The sequence below is a fragment of the Pseudomonas sp. St316 genome (assembly GCF_018325905.1).
In the GTDB taxonomy this organism is placed as follows: Bacteria; Pseudomonadota; Gammaproteobacteria; order Pseudomonadales; family Pseudomonadaceae; genus Aquipseudomonas.
The window spans coordinates 4,909,254-4,926,719 of sequence record NZ_AP021901.1; the positions used below are offsets into that span (position 1 = coordinate 4,909,254).

The window sequence follows — 17,466 nt, forward strand, 5'->3', positions numbered from 1 at the left end:
TCGATGAAACCTCATGCAACGGTTCACAACCAACGCCTCTTGCGCGGCCAGGCGCCCTCCTACGAACGCCTGCAGGCGCGCCTGGCCGAAGACGGCAGCGAATTGGGCGCCGACCCGATCGCGGTGCATTGCGGCTGGGGCCGACTTTTGATCGGCCACACCTTCCCGGACCCGGCAAGCCTGGCCCAGGAACTGCTCAACGAACAACCCGGCGAACGCGACATTGCCTTGTACGTGGCTGCGCCCCAGCAAGTGCTGGGGTTGGAACCGGCACAACTGTTCCTCGACCCGTCCGACACCTTGCGCTTGTGGTTCAGCGACTATCGCCAGGCCACCCGAGTGTTTCGTGGGTTCCGCATTCGTCGCGCCCAAAGCGAGACCGACTGGCAGGCCATCAACCAGCTCTACCAGGCCCGGGGCATGCTGCCCATCGACCCGCTGCGACTGACCCCACGGCATGAAGGCGGCCCGGTCTACTGGCTGGCCGAAGACGACGACACCGGCGCGGTGATCGGCAGCGTCATGGGCCTGAATCATCAGAAAGCCTTCAACGACCCGGAAAACGGCAGCAGCCTCTGGTGCCTGGCCGTCGACCCGCAATGCCCGCGGCCCGGTGTTGGCGAGGTGCTGGTGCGTCACCTCATCGAACACTTCATGAGCCGTGGCTTGAGTTACCTGGACCTGTCGGTGCTACACGACAATCGCCTGGCGAAAAATCTCTACGCCAAACTCGGCTTTCGCAATCTCTCGACCTTCGCCATCAAACGCAAGAACGGCATCAACCAGCCGTTGTTCCTGGGGCCAGGCCCCGAGGCGCAGTTCAATCCTTATGCGCGAATCATTGTCGAGGAAGCTCATCGTCGCGGCATCGAGGTCCAGGTAGACGACGCCGAGGCCGGCTTGTTCACCCTGGTCCATGGCAGCCGCCGCGTCCGATGCCGCGAATCCTTGAGCGACCTGACCAGCGCCATCAGCATGACCCTGTGCCAGAACAAAAGCCTGACCCACAAGGTGCTGAAGAACGCCGGCCTGAACCTGCCGGCCCAACAGTTGGTGGGCAATGCCGATGACAACCTGGCGTTTCTCGACGAGCACGAGCGGGTGGTGGTCAAGCCGCTTGACGGTGAACAGGGCCAAGGCGTGGCGGTGGACCTGCGCACCATCGAGGAGGTGCAGAGCGCCATCGAAGCGGCTCGGCAGTTCGATAGCCAGGTCTTGCTGGAAAGTTTCCACGAGGGGTTGGACCTGCGCATCCTGGTGATCGGCTTTGAAGTGGTGGCGGCGGCGATCCGGCGCCCGGCGGAGGTGATCGGCGACGGCCGGCACACCATCGGCGCGTTGATCGAAGCCCAGAGCCGCCGACGGCAAGCGGCCACGGGCGGCGAAAGTAAAATCCCGATGGATGCCGAGACCCTGCGCACGCTCAGCGCGGCGGGGTTCGACTACGACAGCGTGCTACCCGCTGGAGAACACCTGTTCGTACGGCGTACGGCGAACCTTCATACCGGCGGCGTGCTGGAGGATGTCACCGCCATCCTGCATCCGACCCTTGTCGATGCGGCGGTGCGCGCCGCACGGGCGCTGGACATCCCCATGGTCGGCCTCGACCTGCTGGTGCCGGCGGCCGATCAACCCGAGTACGTGTTCATCGAAGCCAACGAACGCGCAGGCCTGGCCAACCACGAACCACAACCCACCGCCGAGCGCTTTGTGGATTTGTTGTTTCCCCATAGCCAGGCGGTGGCCTCGTAGAGCTGTAGTGCCTGATCTGGCCCCATCGCGAGCAAGCTCGCTCCCACATGGGGTTTCTGCGGTTTACACATTCTGTGTTCACCGTAAGACCTCTGTGGGAGCGAGCTTGCTCGCGATGGGGCCAGTTCAGGCACCGCTATTCAACCGTCGGACACACTCATCGAAACCATCGATGCGCTCAACCCATCAGGAGTTTCCATGATCAGCAAAATTCCCGAACCGAATCTCGAATACCTGCAAAAAGTCCTGCTGGAGATGCTCGCCATTCCCAGCCCTACCGGCTTCACCGACACCATCGTGCGCTACGTCGCCGAGCGGCTCGAAGAGTTGGGCATCCCGTTTGAAATGACCCGCCGCGGCACCATCCGCGCCACCCTCAAGGGGCGCAAGAACAGCCCCGACCGGGCCGTGTCGGCGCACCTGGATACCATCGGCGCCTCGGTGCGGGCCATCAAGGACAACGGCCGCCTGACCCTGGCACCGGTGGGTTGCTGGTCCAGTCGGTTTGCCGAAGGCAGCCGGGTCAGCCTGTTTACCGACACCGGCGTGATTCGGGGCAGCGTGCTGCCCTTGATGGCATCCGGGCACGCGTTCAATACCGCCGTCGATGAACTGCCCATCAGTTGGGACCACATTGAGCTGCGCCTGGACGCCTACTGCGCCACCCGCGCCGATTGCGAAACCCTGGGGGTGGGCATCGGCGATTACGTTGCCTTCGACCCCCTGCCGGAATTCACTGAAAGCGGCCACATCAGCGCCCGGCACCTGGACGACAAGGCCGGGGTCGCGGCGCTGCTGGCGGCGCTCAAGGCGATTGTCGACAGCGGCGAAGAACTGCTGATCGATTGTCACCCACTGTTCACCATCACCGAGGAAACCGGCAGTGGTGCGGCGGCGGCACTGCCCTGGGATGTCAGCGAATTCGTCGGCATCGACATCGCACCCGTCGCCCCAGGCCAGCACTCAAGCGAACATTCGGTCAGCGTGGCCATGCAGGACTCCGGGGGCCCTACGACTATCACCTGTCGCGGCATTTGCTGAAACTGGCCAAGGAGAACGAGGTACCGGCACGCCGCGACCTGTTCCGCTACTACTTCAGCGACGCTCATTCGGCCATCACCGCCGGCCACGATATCCGCACCGCCCTGCTCGCCTTCGGCTGCGACGCCACCCATGGCTACGAACGCACCCACATCGACAGCCTGGCCGCCCTCAGCCGCCTGCTCGGCGCCTACATCCTCAGCCCGCCGGTGTTCGCCAGCGACGCGCAACCAGCCCAAGGCTCACTGGACCGCTTCAGTCATCAGATCGAACACGATACCCAGATGGAAAGTGATACCCGGGTGCCGTCGGTGGATAGCCTGGTGGGGCAGCGCTCCGATAGCTGATCCAACATTTCACTGCCTGGGCTATTGCCATCGCGAGCAGGCTCGCCCCCACATTGCTACTCCGTGCGACCCAAACCCTTGTGGGAGCGAGCCTGCTCGCGATGAGGCCAGAACAGCCCCCACAAAACCCAAGGCTAGCCGCAACAGCCCATAGGCCGTAGCATCGCCCTATTGTCTAGCCGAGGTACCCCATGCTCATCCCCCACGATCAACTCGAAGTCGACACGCTCACCCGCCTGATCGAGGATTTCGTGACCCGCGACGGCACCGACAATGGTGACGACACGCCCCTGGAAACACGGGTTCTACGGGTCAGGCAGGCCCTGACCAAAGGCCAGGCCTTGATCGTCTTCGACCCCGAAAGCGAACAGTGCCAACTGATGCTCAAGCACGACGTGCCCAAGCACCTATTCGACTGAACAGGCCTTGCGAATGGCATGGGCCTTTTTCTTCTGGATCTTGTCGTAGATTTCGGAGCGATGGACATCGACGTGCCGTGGCGCTTCCACGCCAAAACGCACGGTGCCGCCGCTGACCGACAGCACACGGACGGAAATATCGTCACCGATGGAAATCAATTCACCTACAGCGCGGCTTAATACGAGCATGGTTCTTGTCCTTAAGAGTGTCTGGACCCTGACCATGCCCGGCCTGTTTCCCGTTCTCAAGACACCCGCGAGAATTCAGTAAGGCCCTACAAGCAAAGCGCTTGTGCCTGACGGAAACTTCCTGCAAAACCCTGTCGGATTGCAGATATTTCAGGGTGCCGAGAGCCGCGGGCCGAATAGAATCACACTCGCCCCCAACACGCAGAGCGCCACGCCAATCCAGTCGGACCCCAGTGGCCGCACTCGCTCAACCACCGCCAGCCAGCCGATCGAGGCAATGATATAGAGGCCGCCATAGGCAGCGTAGGCACGCCCGGCGTACGTCGCTTCGACGCGAGTCAGCAACAGGGCGAACAATGTGAGGCTGAGCAACGCCGGGGCGATCCACCAGGCGCTCTTGCCCTGGCGCAACCACATCCAAAAGGCGTAGCAGCCCGCGATCTCAAACAGCGCGGCAAGAAAAAACCACAGGTAATTGAGCATGCAGATGTCCATCAGGAAGACCGAATGGCGCCATCCTGAGGACATCGGGCATCCAGGTCAATTGGGGTTTTGCCGGGCCTTGGCGCGCATCTTGTCGGCCATGACGGTCATTTCGTCGTACAGCAATTGTGGGTTCTTCTGCTTGAGGGCCCACGCCATGCGTCCCTGTTCGTGGGGCAGGATCATGAACTGGCCCTGGGCGACCTGCTGGTAGATGTAGTCGGCAATATCCGTGGCGCTGATCGGTGAACTTTCCAGCAACTTGCCGACCTGGGCTTTCATGGCCGGGGTCGGGCCACGGAAGGAGTCCAGCAGATTGGTCTGGAAGAATGACGGGCACACCACGTGTACGCCAACTTCCTGTTGCGCCAGTTCCACCAGCAGGCTTTCCGACAGCGCCACGACACCCGCCTTGGCCACGTTGTAGTTACTCATGGCCGGGCCCTGCATCAGGGCTGCCATGGAGGCAATGTTGATGATCTTGCCACGGCTTTTTTCCAGCAGCGGCAGGAACGCCTTGCAGCCCTTGACCACGCCCATGAGATTGATCGCGATCTGCCAGTCCCAATCCTCCAGGGAGAGCTCACTGAAGAACCCGCCCGAGGCAACGCCGGCATTGTTGACGATGATATCGATGCCGCCGAGCTTTTCTTCGCAAGCCTGGGCGAACGCGGTCAATTGGCTATAGTCGCGCACATCACAGCGCTGGATGAAGCCGTCACCACCGGCACCACGCACTCGCTTGAGGGTTTCCACGAGGCCCGGTTCGCTGACATCCGATAAGGCCAGATGCCAGCCCTCGCGGGCCCAGCGCAGCGCGATTTCGCGACCCAGGCCGGAGCCGGCGCCAGTGATCATCATGCGATTTTGCATAGCAAACAGCCTTGTTCCGGGAGAGATAGGCCGAGTGTAGCGAAGGCGTACAGCGGACCCACGCTCCATCAGATTGCTGAATGGCGAGGGCAAACCGTAGGCGCTATAAAAACTTTGAATTTTTTACAGAGCGTTACGGTCGGACTTATTAAGCCGCCCGGATTTAACGCATGCGCGCTGGCAGTTGAAAGTTGTATCACCCCAGAACTGACCAATAAGGAAACCTACAATGGGCACAATTCTTATCATTATCCTGATCCTGCTGCTGATCGGTGGTCTTCCGGTCTTCCCGCACTCCAGAAGTTGGGGTTATGGGCCCTCCGGTATCATTGGTGTAGTGTTGGTGGTGCTGTTAGTCCTGCTATTACTGGGCAAGATATAAACCACTCAGTAAGCGCAAAAAAAAAGAGGCCTTAGCAGGCCTCTTTTTTATATGCGCCGGTTATCAGTCCGGCTTGCCGTCAACGACGCCAGCGGTGTTATCCAGCAGGCTCTTGGTGGCGGTTTGCAGGAACGATTCGAGCTTGAGTTTCATCTGCGCAGTGTCCGCTGCATCCGGGATGATTTCCGCACTCGGATTGGCACCCAGCTCATAGCGATACATCTTCGGCGCCATTTCCTTTTCCTTCGGCAGTACCAGGATCTGATCGTCGCGGATGATCGCCGTGGTCTGTTCGCTGCCCGACGGCTTGATCACACCAAAACCGGGATCGCCTTGCGGCAGGTTCAACAGGTCACGGCCCCAGCACTGGTTGCGCACTTGCCCACCGATCCGGCCCATGATGGTCGGTACGATGTCGACTTGGGTGCCCACGGTGTGGTTACGCTGGCCGAACTTTTCCTGGACGCCCGGGCCGATCAGCAGCATCGGCACGTTGAAACGGCCCAGGTCCATCTCGGTGATCTGGCGTTCGTTGCCAAAACCATGGTCGCCGACCACCACGAACAGGGTTTCCTTGAAGTACGGCTCCTTGCGGGCCTTCTCGAAGAACTGACCCAGTGCCCAGTCGGCGTAGCGCATGGCGGTCAAGTGTTCGTTCAGGCTACCGCGGTCGGTGACCCGCTCCACTGGCAACGGTGTCGGCAGGGCATACGGCGTGTGGTTGGACAGGGTTTGCAGCAAGGCATAGAACGGCTTGCCGTTTTCCCGTGCCTTGAGCTCGATCAGGCCACGGTCGAACATGTCCTGGTCAGACACGCCCCAGGTCGGGTCGGAGAACACCGGGTTCACGAAGTCGTTACGCCCAATGAAATTCGTCATGCCCTGGCTGCTGAAGAACCCCGACTGGTTGTCCCAGGCGAAATCACCGTTGTAGACATACACGTCGTCGTAGTCACGGGCGCTGAGCAACTGCGGCAGGCCTGACAGCTTATGGCTGCCTTCCGGCGTCTGCATCAGGTATTCGAAACCCGGCAGGTTCGGGAAGCACGCCATGGTGGCGAACATGCCCTGGTGGGTATGGGTACCGTTGGAGAAGAAACGGTCGAACAGCAGGCCTTCCTTGGACAGCTTGTCCAGGTAAGGCGTGATGTTGCCCGGCGCGCCCAGGGCGCCCACCGAGTGACCGGCCATGCTTTCCATGAGGATCACGACCACGTTCTTGATCGGCAGGGTCTTGTCCGCCGGCGGCGTGTAGTCGCGGCGCACGGCGGCGGTCTCGGCGTCCACCAGCTTGTCGTCGGGCATGACCAGCATGTCGCGCACGGTCTGCTGTGCCAGCGGTTGCTCAAGGGTGGCTTTCCAGATGTTGTCGCGGTCTTCGGACATCCGGCTCTTGGCCGCGGCCACCAGCGACAAGGTGCCGTTGAGGCCCAGCTGGTTGGCGAAGTTGGAGTCGGTGGTGTAGACGTCGCCCCAACGCAGGGGCGGGCCCTGGCGCAGGGTGCCACGGGCGGCGACCACGGCCACCAGCAGGCAGACGATGAACACCGCCACGCGTCCGTACCACGGCGCGACCTGGCGTGTGCCGATGCTGCCGCCACTGAACGGCCCACGGGGACGGGTTGCCCGGTCGGCGCCCTTGAACGCCAAGGCCAGAATGACGGTGCCGACGGCCCAGGCCAGCAGGTAGCGCACCACTGGGAAACCGTACCAGAGCATGCTCATCACGGTTTTCGGGTCTTCCTTTACATACTGGAAGACCAGGCCGTTGAGGCGCTGGTGGAATTCACGGTAGAAATCCATCTCCATCAAGCCCAGGAACAACGCGATGCTGGAAGTGACGGTCAGCCAGAAACGAAAGAACCCACGGGCCGCCATGGCCCTTGCGCTGAACAACGCCAGCAACAGCGGGACGCAGAGGTAGACCACCAGGCGCAAGTCGAAACGCAGGCCGTTGACGAAGGCTTCAACGAAGGTCGAGGCCGGCGTGTCGAGGATCATTTCGCGGTTATAGACCAGCAGCGCCACGCGCAGCAGGCTGAACATGACCATCATCACCAGGGCACAAAGCAACGTGTAGGCCAGGTGCGATTTGACGGTCGGTTGCAGCAGGCGATGCGTAGTACGCTGCTGACTCAGGGCGTCCGGGATTGCCATGTCGTTTAAGGACCCTATTGGAGTTTGAGTGACAAAAAGAAACAACGGCGCGCCCTCTGTTGACCAAAGCCTGGCCTCGGGGCTTGCGCGAGTGCGCAAATGTTGCACGAACGGCTATGGCATTGCCATTAAATAACCGACGGCGATATGAGCGCGGGGGATTGTCCGCAAGATTTTGTGAAAATTTCGTTCAAAGAATATCCAGAAACACAAAAAGCCCAGCCGGTGGCAAGGGATTTATCTGTGGATGCCCCCCTGGCTCCAGGGGGCCGGTGCTTTAGTGGAATTGACGCCCAAGCCCCGCCGGCACGCCTTCGATGGTGGTGTCTTCCCAGGGCCCATTCGGGCTGACGGAACGGCTCCAACCGTTGCTCCAGCGGTAATAGGTCCGCTGGCGATAGAACGTGTTCGTCTGGTTGTCCAGCACATAGACCCCCAACTTGGCGTCCCAATGGCTGTTGCCGCCCGGCGGTGGGGCGAAGCTGGCGGAAGTACGCGGCAGCGGTTTGGCCGGTTTGTTCGGGATGACAGGCTTGCCCGGCGCTGTGGACGGGACCGGTTTGCTGGTCGGGGTCGACGATGGGATCGGTGGCAGCGGCGCCGAGGGCTCCGACGGACGCTGGACCGCACAAGCGCTCAGGCCCATGACGAGCGTGAGCAGGGTGATACGAGCGATGGCGGTCATGGTGCGAATTCCTGTTATTTGTCCGGGCTGTCGATAGTCAGTTGTTGCGGCGCCGTGGTGCTGCTCGCCAGGGGCTGGCTGCGGCCGATCCACTCACCGGCGGTCGGCTGGCCGGCACGGGAGATGCGCGCCACCAGTTGGACTTCGGGGAAGTTCGACAGTTTCAACTGCGGCATCATTGCGTCCGCGTCACCCAGCTCGACCGTGACCGGCAGATCGGCGACCGTCAGGCGCTTGGCGGCCAGCGGAGCGGGAGGGCCGGAAACGGCGCGGGCGAAGATGAACACACTGTCGCCCGGCTGCACCTTGGCCTTGAGTGCCGGCGCCAGGTCGACGCGCACCTTGAGCAGTGCCGCAGCCTTGGCCACAGGAACCTGGGCGACCTTGCCGCCACTGGCTTGCAGCTTCTCGGTGGCACGGGTAATGCCGCCCTGCAGCGCTTCACGGGATTTGTCGCCTTCGGGCAGTTCCACCAGCAGTCGCCCCCAGTAATCGATCGCGTCCTGATAGCGTTCGCCCTCAAAAGCGGCGATGCCCAACAGGCCGAGGCTGGTGACTTCCTTCGGATCGAGCTTCAGCGCTTCGTCGGTCAGGGCCTGGAGCTTGTCCGACCATTTCTTGCCGTCGGCAAAATACTGCGCCTGGGCCCATTGGCCCAGCAGTTCGGGTTGGCGGCCGGCCACCGCCACAGTGCGCTCGAAGACCTTCGCCGCGTCCGCGGGCCGATCCTGCGCCATGTAGGTACGCCCGAGAAAATACAGGCCCTCGGCGTTATCCGGTTGCGCCGCCACCGCACGTTCCAGGCGCAGGGTCATCTCTTCCATCGACTGCGGCGCTTGGGCGAACTCACGGGTCAGCTCGACCTTGTCGCTGGCGCCGAAATGCAGGTACAGCGCCAGGCCCAACACTGGCACCAGCACGGCGGCGAGCAACGGCAACGGCTTGCCCAACCGGGATTCGCGCGGCGTATCGGCGCCCTCGGTGTCAGCGAGCAGTTCACGGGCGGCTTCAGCGCGACCGGTGTCCAGTTGCGCCGCGTTAAGCACACCCTCCTCCCGCTCAACCTGCAACTCGGCGACGCGTTCCTGATACAGCGCCACGTTGAGCGCGGTACGGTCTTCCTCGCGTTGAGCGCGACGACCACGCAGTACAGGGATCAACAGAAAACTCAGGGCAACCAGAAGAAGCAGACCTGCGGCGAGCCAGAAATCAATCATGCTTGGTTTTATCCAACAGTTGGTCGAGGCGCTGGCGCTCATCGACAGAAAGCGTGTCCGGGGCGGCCGTGCGCTGGACCCGGCGGCGGCGCACGATCACTGCAATGACGACGAAACCACCGAACAACAGCCCGGCGGGGCCGAACCAGAGCAGCGCCGTCTTGGAGGACAGGGCGGGGTTGTAGCGCACGAACTCACCGTAGCGATCGACCATGAAATCGATGATCTGCTGGTTGTCCTTGCCCTCGCCGAGCATGCGGAAGATTTCCTTGCGCAGGTCGGCGGCAATCGGCGCGTTGGAGTCGGCGATGTCCTGGTTCTGGCACTTGGGGCAACGCAGTTCCTTGGTCAGTTCGCGAAACCGCTCGCGCTCGCCGTCGTTGGCGAATTCGTAGGCATCAATGGCGGCGTGGGCCACACCGGCCAGGCTCAGGCCGAGGATGGCGGCCGCTAACCAGCGCTTCATGGCTTGGCCTCGTCCACCAGTGCCTGATACTTGGCGGCCAGTTTCTCGCGCCAGACCTGCTCGTCGATCACGCCGACGAACTTGTCGCGGATAACGCCCTTGGCATCGATGAAGAACGTTTCCGGCGCGCCGTAGACACCCAGGTTCAGGCCCAGGGAGCCGTCTTCGTCACGAATGTCCAGTTGATACGGATTGTGGAACTCGGTCAGCCACTTCAGCGCGTCGGCTTTGACGTCCTTGTAATTGACGCCGTAGATCACCACGCCGTTCTGGGCCAGCTTGTTCAACACCGGATGCTCGACCCGGCAGGAGATGCACCAGGTGCCCCATACGTTGACCAGCGCCGGCTTGCCCAGCAGGTCGGCACGGGTCAGGGTCTTGTCACCTTGCACCGAGGGCAGGGAAAACTCCGGGAACGGCTTGCCGATCATCGCCGAGGGCAACTCGGTCGGATTCAGGTACAGCCCTCGGTACAAAAACACCGCCATCAGCAGGAACAGCGCCAACGGCACCAACATCAACCAACGCTTCATGCCGTGGCTCCCGTCACGCCCAGGGCTTCACGCACCCGGGTTTTCACTTTGACTCGATAACGCCGATCCAGCGCCGCCAGCACCCCACCCAGGCCAGTGAGCAAGCCACCGAACCAGATCCAGCGCACGAACGGCTTGACATGGACCCGCACCGCCCACGCGCCGTCGCCCAGGGACTCGCCCAGCGCCACATAGAGATCGCGGGTGAAACCGGCATCGATGCCGGCTTCGGTCATGACCGAGTTCTGCACGGTATAGAGACGTTTTTCCGGGTGCAGCACGGTGATTTCCTGGCCGTCGCGAATGACTCGTACGGTGCCTTTGTCGGACGTGAAGTTCGGGCCCTCGAAATGTTTGGCGCCCTCGAAAACGAACTGATACCCGGCCAGCTCCATGGACTCACCCGGCGCCAGGCGCAGGTCGCGCTCGGCGCTGTTCTGGCTGGACAGCACCACGCCCAGGGCGCAGACGGCGATGCCCAGGTGGGCGACCTGCATACCCCAGTAACTGCGGGTCAGGGTCGGCAGGCCTTTGATCAGGCCTTTGTGTCGGGTCTTGTCGAAAATGTCGCGTACCCCCGCCAGTAACACCCAGGCCGCCAGCACGAACGTCGCCAGTACCGCCCAGTTGAAGTCGCCATACGCCACGCCGGCCACCACGGCCAGGGCCGCCGTACCCAGCAGCACCGGGGTCAACATGCCCAGCAGCCACTTGACCGGAGTGTCTTTCCAGCGCACCAGCATGCCGATGGCCATCACCACCATCAGGATCGCCATCAGCGGGATGAACAACGCGTTGAAGTACGGCGGGCCGACCGACAGCTTGGCGCCGGACAACGCATCGAGCACCAGTGGGTACAACGTCCCCAGCAGGATCATCGACGCGGCCACCACCAGCACCAGGTTATTGCCCAGCAACAGGGTTTCCCGCGACCAGAGGTTGAAGCCGACCTGGCTCTTGACCACCGGCGCACGCAGGGCGAACAGCGTCAGCGAACCACCGACCACGAACAACAGGAACATCAGGATGAACACGCCTCGCTCAGGGTCCGAGGCGAAGGCATGCACCGAGGTCAACACGCCGGAGCGCACCAGGAACGTCCCCAGCAGGCTCAGCGAGAACGCCGCGATGGCCAGCAGCACGGTCCAACTCTTGAACACACCGCGTTTTTCCGTGACGGCCAGGGAGTGGATCAGCGCCGTGCCCACCAACCAGGGCATGAACGAGGCGTTTTCCACCGGATCCCAGAACCACCAGCCGCCCCAGCCGAGCTCGTAGTAGGCCCACCACGAGCCGAGGGTGATGCCGATGCCGAGGAAGGCCCAGGCAACGATGGTCCACGGACGCGACCAGCGTGCCCACGCAGCATCGAGGCGTCCACCGAGCAAAGCGGCGATGGCGAAGGAGAAGGCGACGGAGAAGCCGACGTAGCCCATGTAGAGCATCGGCGGATGAACGATCAGGCCGATGTCTTGCAACAACGGGTTGAGGTCGCGGCCATCCGTCGGCATCTGTGGCAGGATGCGCTCGAACGGGTTGGAGGTGACGATCAAAAACAGCAGGAAACCGGTGCTGATCATGCCCATCACCGCCAGCACCCGGGCCAGCATCACCTGGGGCAACTGCCGGGAGAACACCGAGACGGCGAAAGTCCAGCCGGCAAGGATCAACGCCCAGAGCAACAGCGATCCCTCATGGGCGCCCCACACCGCGCTGAACTTGTAGTACCAGGGCAAGGCGCTGTTGGAGTTGCTGGCGACGTATTCCACGGAGAAATCGTCGGTCATGAACGCATAGGTCAAGCAGCCGAAGGCGAACAGCATAAAAGCAAACTGCCCCCACGCCGCTGGCTGGGCCAGGCTCATCCACAAACGGTCGCCGCGCCAGGCTCCCAGCAACGGCACCACGGCTTGCACCAGGGCAAAGCACAGGGCCAGGATCATCGCCAGGTGGCCCAATTCGGGAATAAAGATGCCGGTAGTCATCGATCAACCCTCCTTCACGGGAGCGGGTGCCGACTGGCCGCTGTCTTTCAGAGCCTTGGTCACTTCCGGCGGCATGTATTTTTCGTCGTGCTTGGCCAGCACTTCATCAGCCACCACCACGCCGTCGGCGTTGATCTTGCCCAGGGCGACGATGCCCTGCCCTTCGCGGAACAGGTCCGGGAGGATGCCGCGATAGGTAATGGTCACGGTCTTGTTGAAGTCGGTGACATTGAACTTCACGTCCAGGGAATCCCCGGAGCGCTCCAGCGAGCCTTTTTCCACCATGCCGCCGGCGCGGATGCGGGTGTCCTTGGGTGCTTCGCCGCTGGCGATCTGGGTCGGGGTGTAGAACAGGTTGATGTTCTGCTTCAAGGCGCTCAGAGCCAGGGCGACCGCGGCACCGACACCCACCAGGATCGCAAGAATGATGACAAGACGTTTTTTGCGCAGCGGATTCACTGACCGTTCTCCCGGCGCAGACGACGCGCCTCTTGTTGCAGATACCGCTTGCGGGCCAGGATCGGCACCGCCACGTTGAGGGCCAGCACCACCAGGCAGATGCCATAGGCTGACCAGACATACAGGCCATGATGGCCCATGGCGAGGAAATCGCCGAATGAAGCGAAACTCATCGAGCGGCCTCCAGGCTGTTCTGTACTTCGGCCTTGACCCAACTGGCCCGGGACTCGCGCTTGAGCACTTCCAGGCGCATGCGCAGCAACAGGACCGCGCCGAAGAAACAGTAGAAACCCAACACGGTCAGCAACAGCGGCAGCCACATTTCGACGGGCATCGCCGGTTTTTCGGTCAGGGTGAAGGTTGCGCCCTGGTGCAGGGTGTTCCACCACTCCACCGAGTACTTGATGATCGGGATGTTGATCACGCCGACAATCGCCAGTACCGCGCAGGCCTTGGCGGCACTGTCACGATTGCTGATGGCGTTGCCCAGCGCAATAAGACCGAAGTACAGGAACAGCAGGATCAGCATCGACGTCAGTCGTGCATCCCAGACCCACCACGAACCCCAGGTCGGCTTGCCCCAGATGGCCCCGGTGACCAGTGCCACGGCGGTCATCCAGGCACCGATGGGCGCGGCGCATTGCAGGGCCACGTCGGCCAGCTTCATCTTCCACACCAGCCCGACCACACCGCACACCGCCAGCATCACGTAGACGGACTGGGCCAGCATCGCCGTGGGCACGTGGATGTAGATGATGCGGAAGCTGTTGCCTTGCTGATAGTCCGGCGGCGCGAAGGCCAGGCCCCAGACCACGCCAGAACCAATCAGCAACAGCGCCGCGATGCTCAACCATGGGAGCAGTTTGCCACTGATGCCGTAGAACCACTTGGGTGAGCCGAGCTTGTGAAACCAGGTCCAGTTCATTGCTGTTTCCATCACGGTTGCGGCTCGCCGTCACGAACCGCCGGGGCAGCCTTTACTTCCAAAGAAGTGGTCAGTTTTTGACCAGGCCTCGTTATTATTCGCCGACGCTGATCTTCAGGCCAGCGGCTATTGCAAAGGGTGTCAGGGTTATCGCCAGGGCGGTCAGGCTCCCAAGCCACAGCAGATAACCGGTCGCGGGCATGCCTTGCAACGCCGCTTGCAAGGCACCACTGCCCAGGATCAGGACCGGGATATACAACGGCAGGATCAGCAGCGCCAGCAACAGGCCGCCGCGCTTCAACCCAACCGTCAACGCCGCGCCCACCGCACCGAGCAGGCTCAGCACCGGCGTGCCCAGCAGCAGCGATACCAATAGCACCGGCATGCATGCACCGGGCAGCCCCAGCATCATCGCCAGCAGTGGCGAGAGCAATACCAGTGCCAGCCCGGAAAAAACCCAGTGTGCCAGTACCTTGGCCAAAACCAGAAGGGCCAGGGGGTGCGACGAAAGGACCCACTGTTCCAGTGAACCGTCTTCGAAATCACTGCGGAAAAGCCCGTCCAGCGAGAGCAGGACCGATAAAAGCGCGGCGACCCAGACCAGCCCCGGAGACAAGGTTTGCAACAATTGAGTCTCCGGCCCGACCGCCAACGGGAACAATGCAATGACAATGGCGAAGAACACCAGTGGATTGGCCAATTCGGCCGGACGACGGAACAGCAAGCGCGCCTCGCGGGCAAGCAACAGGCCAAACACACTCATACGGCCCAGTTCCCCAGATCAATGTTGCGATAACCGGCCGGCATCCGCGCCAGCGTATGGTGGGTGGTCAAGAGCACCATGCCGCCGTTTTCACAGTGCCGGGCCAGATGCTCCTCGAGCTGCGCGACGCCCTGCTTGTCCAGGGCGGTGAACGGCTCATCGAGAATCCACAACGGGGGGCTGTCCAGGTACAGCCGGGCCAGGGCCACTCGGCGTTGTTGACCGGCAGACAAGGTGTGGCTCGGCACGTCTTCGAAACCGCGCAACCCTACCGCCGCCAACGCCTGCCAGATCGCCTCGCGCCCTACCGGCGTATGCAATGCGCAGAGCCAACTGAGGTTCTCTTCGGGGGTCAGCAAATCCTTGATGCCGGCGGCATGGCCGATCCAGAGCAGGTTGCGAGCCAGTTCGCTGCGCTGGCTGTGCAAGGGCTGACCATTGAGCAAAACCTGGCCTGCGGTGGGTTGCATCAACCCGGCCAGCAGGCGCAGCAGGCTGGTCTTGCCGCTGCCGTTGGGACCACTGATTTGCACCATATCGCCACGCGAGAGTCTCAATTCGAGATTTTCGAAAAGCAGTCGCAAGTCTCGCTCACAGGCGAGGCCGACGGTTTGCAGGAGAGGACTGGTCAAGGGATCGCGGGCCTTATACGGTTCAAGTCGGCGGTGCAGTGGCCGTTAAAGAGGTGCAGCATAGATGCTTTGACGGCCTGTTCCACAGAGCTGCGTCAAACAATTGCGAGGTTTTCGCCACGCCCTGAAAGACGGCCGGCATTATACATGCCCTAACCTACTCTCAAGAGCGCTTATTTCCCCAAGGTAAGACCGCAAATGACAGGCGACATGAACATCCTGCCGCTGCCCCAGGCCACGGCAACGACGCGTACGCCGGTGGTCAATGGCGAGCTGCTCAAACTGCTGGTGCCGACCGAAGGCCTGATCAGCTCGGGCCAGACCGCCCGGGCCGAAGTGCTGTCGCTCAAGCAGGCCGACCAGACTTTCCAACTGCTGCTCAAGGTCACCCTGGAGAGCGGCCGCCAGACCACCGTGCAGGCCACCAGCACCCAGCCACTCCCCCAGGGCACCAGCCTGGCCGTGACCCAGCCGTCCGCCAGCAATCTGGCGATTGCCGTGCAGCAGGCCGTGGCCTCCAGCGTCGCCACCTTGACGCGCATCGACACGGCGCAGATGCCGGTCGGCACGTTGCTGCAAGGCAAAGTGCTGACCAGCCAGGCGTTGCCATCATTGCCCGGGCAGCCGGCGGTCTATCGGTCGCTGGTGAGCCTGCTCAACACCGCCCAGGCTGGCAGTACCCTGGACATCGACAGCCCCCAACCGCTGCGTATCGGCACGCTCTTGAGCGCCCAGGTGCAAGATACCCAGACGCTGAAATTCGTTCCGCTGAGCAACCGCCAGGAGCAACTGGCGGTGAGCCAGCAACTGGTCACCCAAGTGAGTCGCCAGGGCTCGCTGGACAGCCTGATCACCGCCCTGCAAAACCTGCCGGCCACTGACGACACCGGCACCGAGCTGCGCGCCGCGGTGACTCGCTTGCTGGCTGGCCTGCCGGATGTCCAGCAACTGAGCACACCCAAGGGGTTGGCCCAAGCCATGGTCGCCAGCGGGGTATTCCTGGAAAGCAAGTTGCTCGCCGGGCAACCACCGGGCCTGACGCCGGACATGAAAGGCGACCTGCTGAAACTGATCGCCCAACTGACACCGGCCCTGCCCGCCTCCACCAACCTCAGCGCCATCATTGCCGCCAATACGTTGGCCCAAGTCCTGCCGAGCTTCGTACGCAGCGCCCTGGGGATGCTCGGCCAGGTCAGCGCCAAGCCGCAACCCACCAGCTTCCCCCTGCCCTCGCGCCAGATGAAAGGCCAGGACGAAGAAGGCGACCTCGAACACCTGCTGCGCCTGGCCGCTGCCGCCGTGTCACGCCTGCAAAGCCATCAATTGTCGAGTCTGGAGCAGACCGGCCTGACCGATGACGGTCGGTTGATGAGCACTTGGCAATTGGAAATCCCGATGCGCAACCTGCAGGACATCGTGCCGTTGCAGGTCAAGTTCCAGCGCGAGGAAACCCCGCCCCGGGAGGAACCAAACGAGCGCCGGGAAGAACGCGAGCCAAAACAGCAGCTCTGGCGGGTGGAATTGGCGTTCGACATGGAGCCGCTCGGCCCACTGCAGGTTCAGGCGCAGTTGCTCAGCGGCAGCCTGTCCAGCCAGTTGTGGGCAGAACGGCCTTACACCGCGAGCCTGATTGAAAGCAACCTGACAGCATTGCGTGAACGCCTGGTGACCTGTGGCCTGAACGTCGGCGAACTGGACTGCCACCTCGGCACCCCGCCCCAAGGCCCCAAGACTCGCTTGGAACAACGCTGGGTGGACGAAACCGCATGACAACCCACACCGAACCCCGCCAGGCCATCGCCCTCAAATACGACGGCCACCACGCCCCGACCCTCACCGCCAAGGGCGACGAAGCCCTGGCCGAGGAAATCCTGCGGATCGCCCGGGACAGCGAAGTACCGATCTATGAAAATGCCGAGCTGGTGAAGCTCCTGGCGCGGATGGAGTTGGGAGACAGCATCCCGGAAGAGCTGTACCGCACGATTGCCGAGATCATCGCGTTTGCCTGGAACCTCAAGGGCAAATTCCCCCAGGGCTACGACCCGAATGCGCCGAGTGTCGAAAAGGATGTGACCGAGCGCGGCGATGACTACTGATCAACGCGGCGGTGCCCGGGCTGGAACGACCAATCTGTGAGCGCCAGAAAAACCTGTGGGAG

At 62.4% G+C, this 17,466-nt stretch carries 19 protein-coding genes and 1 pseudogene; 6 read left to right on the forward strand and 14 right to left on the reverse strand.

The genetic code is table 11. From position 1 onward, the window contains the following. The first annotated feature begins 3 nt into the window (after window positions 1-3). The 3 genes and pseudogenes from ngg to KI237_RS21835 all read left to right on the forward strand — a co-directional run bounded on the left by ngg (window position 4) and on the right by KI237_RS21835 (window position 3,559). The gene (ngg, locus tag KI237_RS21825; protein WP_212797014.1) at window positions 4-1,752 is read left to right on the forward strand and encodes an N-acetylglutaminylglutamine synthetase; all 1,749 of its coding nucleotides are present in this window, start codon (window positions 4-6) and stop codon (window positions 1,750-1,752) included. Window positions 1,753-1,950: 198 nt separating this feature from the next. Then, window positions 1,951-3,140: pseudogene (locus KI237_RS21830) on the forward strand (osmoprotectant NAGGN system M42 family peptidase). A 191-nt stretch (window positions 3,141-3,331) separates the two neighbouring features. Next, on the forward strand, window positions 3,332-3,559 hold the full coding sequence (locus tag KI237_RS21835; RefSeq protein WP_003199186.1) for a YheU family protein: 228 nt from the start codon (window positions 3,332-3,334) through the stop codon (window positions 3,557-3,559). On the opposite strand, the gene csrA is transcribed toward KI237_RS21835, so the two are convergent. From csrA to KI237_RS21850, 3 genes are all read right to left on the reverse strand, one after another. After that, on the reverse strand, window positions 3,548-3,748 hold the full coding sequence (csrA, locus tag KI237_RS21840) for a carbon storage regulator CsrA (RefSeq protein ID WP_212797015.1): 201 nt from the start codon (window positions 3,746-3,748) through the stop codon (window positions 3,548-3,550). The two genes, KI237_RS21835 and csrA, sit on opposite strands and share 12 nt — an antisense overlap. A gap of 150 nt (window positions 3,749-3,898) precedes the next feature. Beyond that, window positions 3,899-4,231 (reverse strand): YnfA family protein, encoded by a 333-nt coding sequence (locus KI237_RS21845; protein WP_058545031.1) that lies wholly within the window; start codon window positions 4,229-4,231, stop codon window positions 3,899-3,901. A gap of 57 nt (window positions 4,232-4,288) precedes the next feature. Further along, window positions 4,289-5,104, reverse strand: coding sequence for an SDR family oxidoreductase (locus KI237_RS21850; protein ID WP_212797016.1), 816 nt, complete (start codon window positions 5,102-5,104; stop codon window positions 4,289-4,291). A 229-nt stretch (window positions 5,105-5,333) separates the two neighbouring features. On the opposite strand from KI237_RS21850, the gene KI237_RS21855 reads away from it, so the two are divergent. Beyond that, window positions 5,334-5,486: a DUF3309 family protein gene (locus KI237_RS21855; RefSeq protein ID WP_003183939.1), complete on the forward strand. Its 153-nt coding sequence runs from the start codon at window positions 5,334-5,336 to the stop codon at window positions 5,484-5,486. A gap of 63 nt (window positions 5,487-5,549) precedes the next feature. Here KI237_RS21855 and KI237_RS21860 read toward each other — a convergent pair whose 3' ends face one another. The 11 genes from KI237_RS21860 to ccmA all read right to left on the reverse strand — a co-directional run bounded on the left by KI237_RS21860 (window position 5,550) and on the right by ccmA (window position 15,308). Continuing rightward, complete coding sequence (locus KI237_RS21860) at window positions 5,550-7,643, reverse strand: LTA synthase family protein (protein ID WP_212797017.1); 2,094 nt, start codon at window positions 7,641-7,643, stop codon at window positions 5,550-5,552. Window positions 7,644-7,920: 277 nt separating this feature from the next. After that, window positions 7,921-8,328 (reverse strand): hypothetical protein, encoded by a 408-nt coding sequence (locus KI237_RS21865; RefSeq protein WP_212797018.1) that lies wholly within the window; start codon window positions 8,326-8,328, stop codon window positions 7,921-7,923. 14 nt (window positions 8,329-8,342) lie between these two features. Further along, window positions 8,343-9,545, reverse strand: a complete 1,203-nt coding sequence (gene ccmI / locus KI237_RS21870; RefSeq protein ID WP_212797019.1) for a c-type cytochrome biogenesis protein CcmI — start codon at window positions 9,543-9,545, stop codon at window positions 8,343-8,345. Next, window positions 9,538-10,011, reverse strand: coding sequence for a cytochrome c-type biogenesis protein (locus KI237_RS21875; protein ID WP_212797020.1), 474 nt, complete (start codon window positions 10,009-10,011; stop codon window positions 9,538-9,540). The genes ccmI and KI237_RS21875 overlap by 8 nt, the downstream gene beginning before the upstream one ends. Continuing rightward, window positions 10,008-10,544, reverse strand: a complete 537-nt coding sequence (locus KI237_RS21880; protein ID WP_212797021.1) for a DsbE family thiol:disulfide interchange protein — start codon at window positions 10,542-10,544, stop codon at window positions 10,008-10,010. The genes KI237_RS21875 and KI237_RS21880 overlap by 4 nt, the downstream gene beginning before the upstream one ends. Next, window positions 10,541-12,529 carry a heme lyase CcmF/NrfE family subunit gene (locus KI237_RS21885; protein WP_212797022.1) on the reverse strand — a complete coding sequence of 663 codons (1,989 nt, stop codon included), beginning with the start codon at window positions 12,527-12,529 and terminating at the stop codon, window positions 10,541-10,543. Before KI237_RS21885 ends, KI237_RS21880 begins: the two co-directional genes overlap by 4 nt. A 3-nt stretch (window positions 12,530-12,532) precedes the next feature. After that, on the reverse strand, window positions 12,533-12,988 hold the full coding sequence (gene ccmE, locus KI237_RS21890; RefSeq protein WP_212797023.1) for a cytochrome c maturation protein CcmE: 456 nt from the start codon (window positions 12,986-12,988) through the stop codon (window positions 12,533-12,535). Continuing rightward, window positions 12,985-13,161, reverse strand: a complete 177-nt coding sequence (gene ccmD, locus KI237_RS21895; protein ID WP_003199159.1) for a heme exporter protein CcmD — start codon at window positions 13,159-13,161, stop codon at window positions 12,985-12,987. The genes ccmE and ccmD overlap by 4 nt, the downstream gene beginning before the upstream one ends. Further along, the gene (locus KI237_RS21900; protein ID WP_003199153.1) at window positions 13,158-13,913 is read right to left on the reverse strand and encodes a heme ABC transporter permease; all 756 of its coding nucleotides are present in this window, start codon (window positions 13,911-13,913) and stop codon (window positions 13,158-13,160) included. The genes ccmD and KI237_RS21900 overlap by 4 nt, the downstream gene beginning before the upstream one ends. 94 nt (window positions 13,914-14,007) lie before the next feature. Continuing rightward, window positions 14,008-14,676, reverse strand: a complete 669-nt coding sequence (gene ccmB, locus KI237_RS21905; RefSeq protein ID WP_003199151.1) for a heme exporter protein CcmB — start codon at window positions 14,674-14,676, stop codon at window positions 14,008-14,010. Continuing rightward, complete coding sequence (gene ccmA / locus KI237_RS21910) at window positions 14,673-15,308, reverse strand: cytochrome c biogenesis heme-transporting ATPase CcmA (protein ID WP_109751365.1); 636 nt, start codon at window positions 15,306-15,308, stop codon at window positions 14,673-14,675. The genes ccmB and ccmA overlap by 4 nt, the downstream gene beginning before the upstream one ends. Window positions 15,309-15,506: 198 nt before the next feature. Between ccmA and fliK the strand changes: the two genes are divergently transcribed. Together fliK and KI237_RS21920 are read left to right on the forward strand one after the other, a co-directional pair. Then, on the forward strand, window positions 15,507-17,078 hold the full coding sequence (gene fliK, locus KI237_RS21915) for a flagellar hook-length control protein FliK (RefSeq protein ID WP_212797024.1): 1,572 nt from the start codon (window positions 15,507-15,509) through the stop codon (window positions 17,076-17,078). Further along, window positions 17,075-17,404 (forward strand): EscU/YscU/HrcU family type III secretion system export apparatus switch protein, encoded by a 330-nt coding sequence (locus tag KI237_RS21920; protein ID WP_212797025.1) that lies wholly within the window; start codon window positions 17,075-17,077, stop codon window positions 17,402-17,404. The genes fliK and KI237_RS21920 overlap by 4 nt, the downstream gene beginning before the upstream one ends. Window positions 17,405-17,466: the final 62 nt, after the last annotated feature.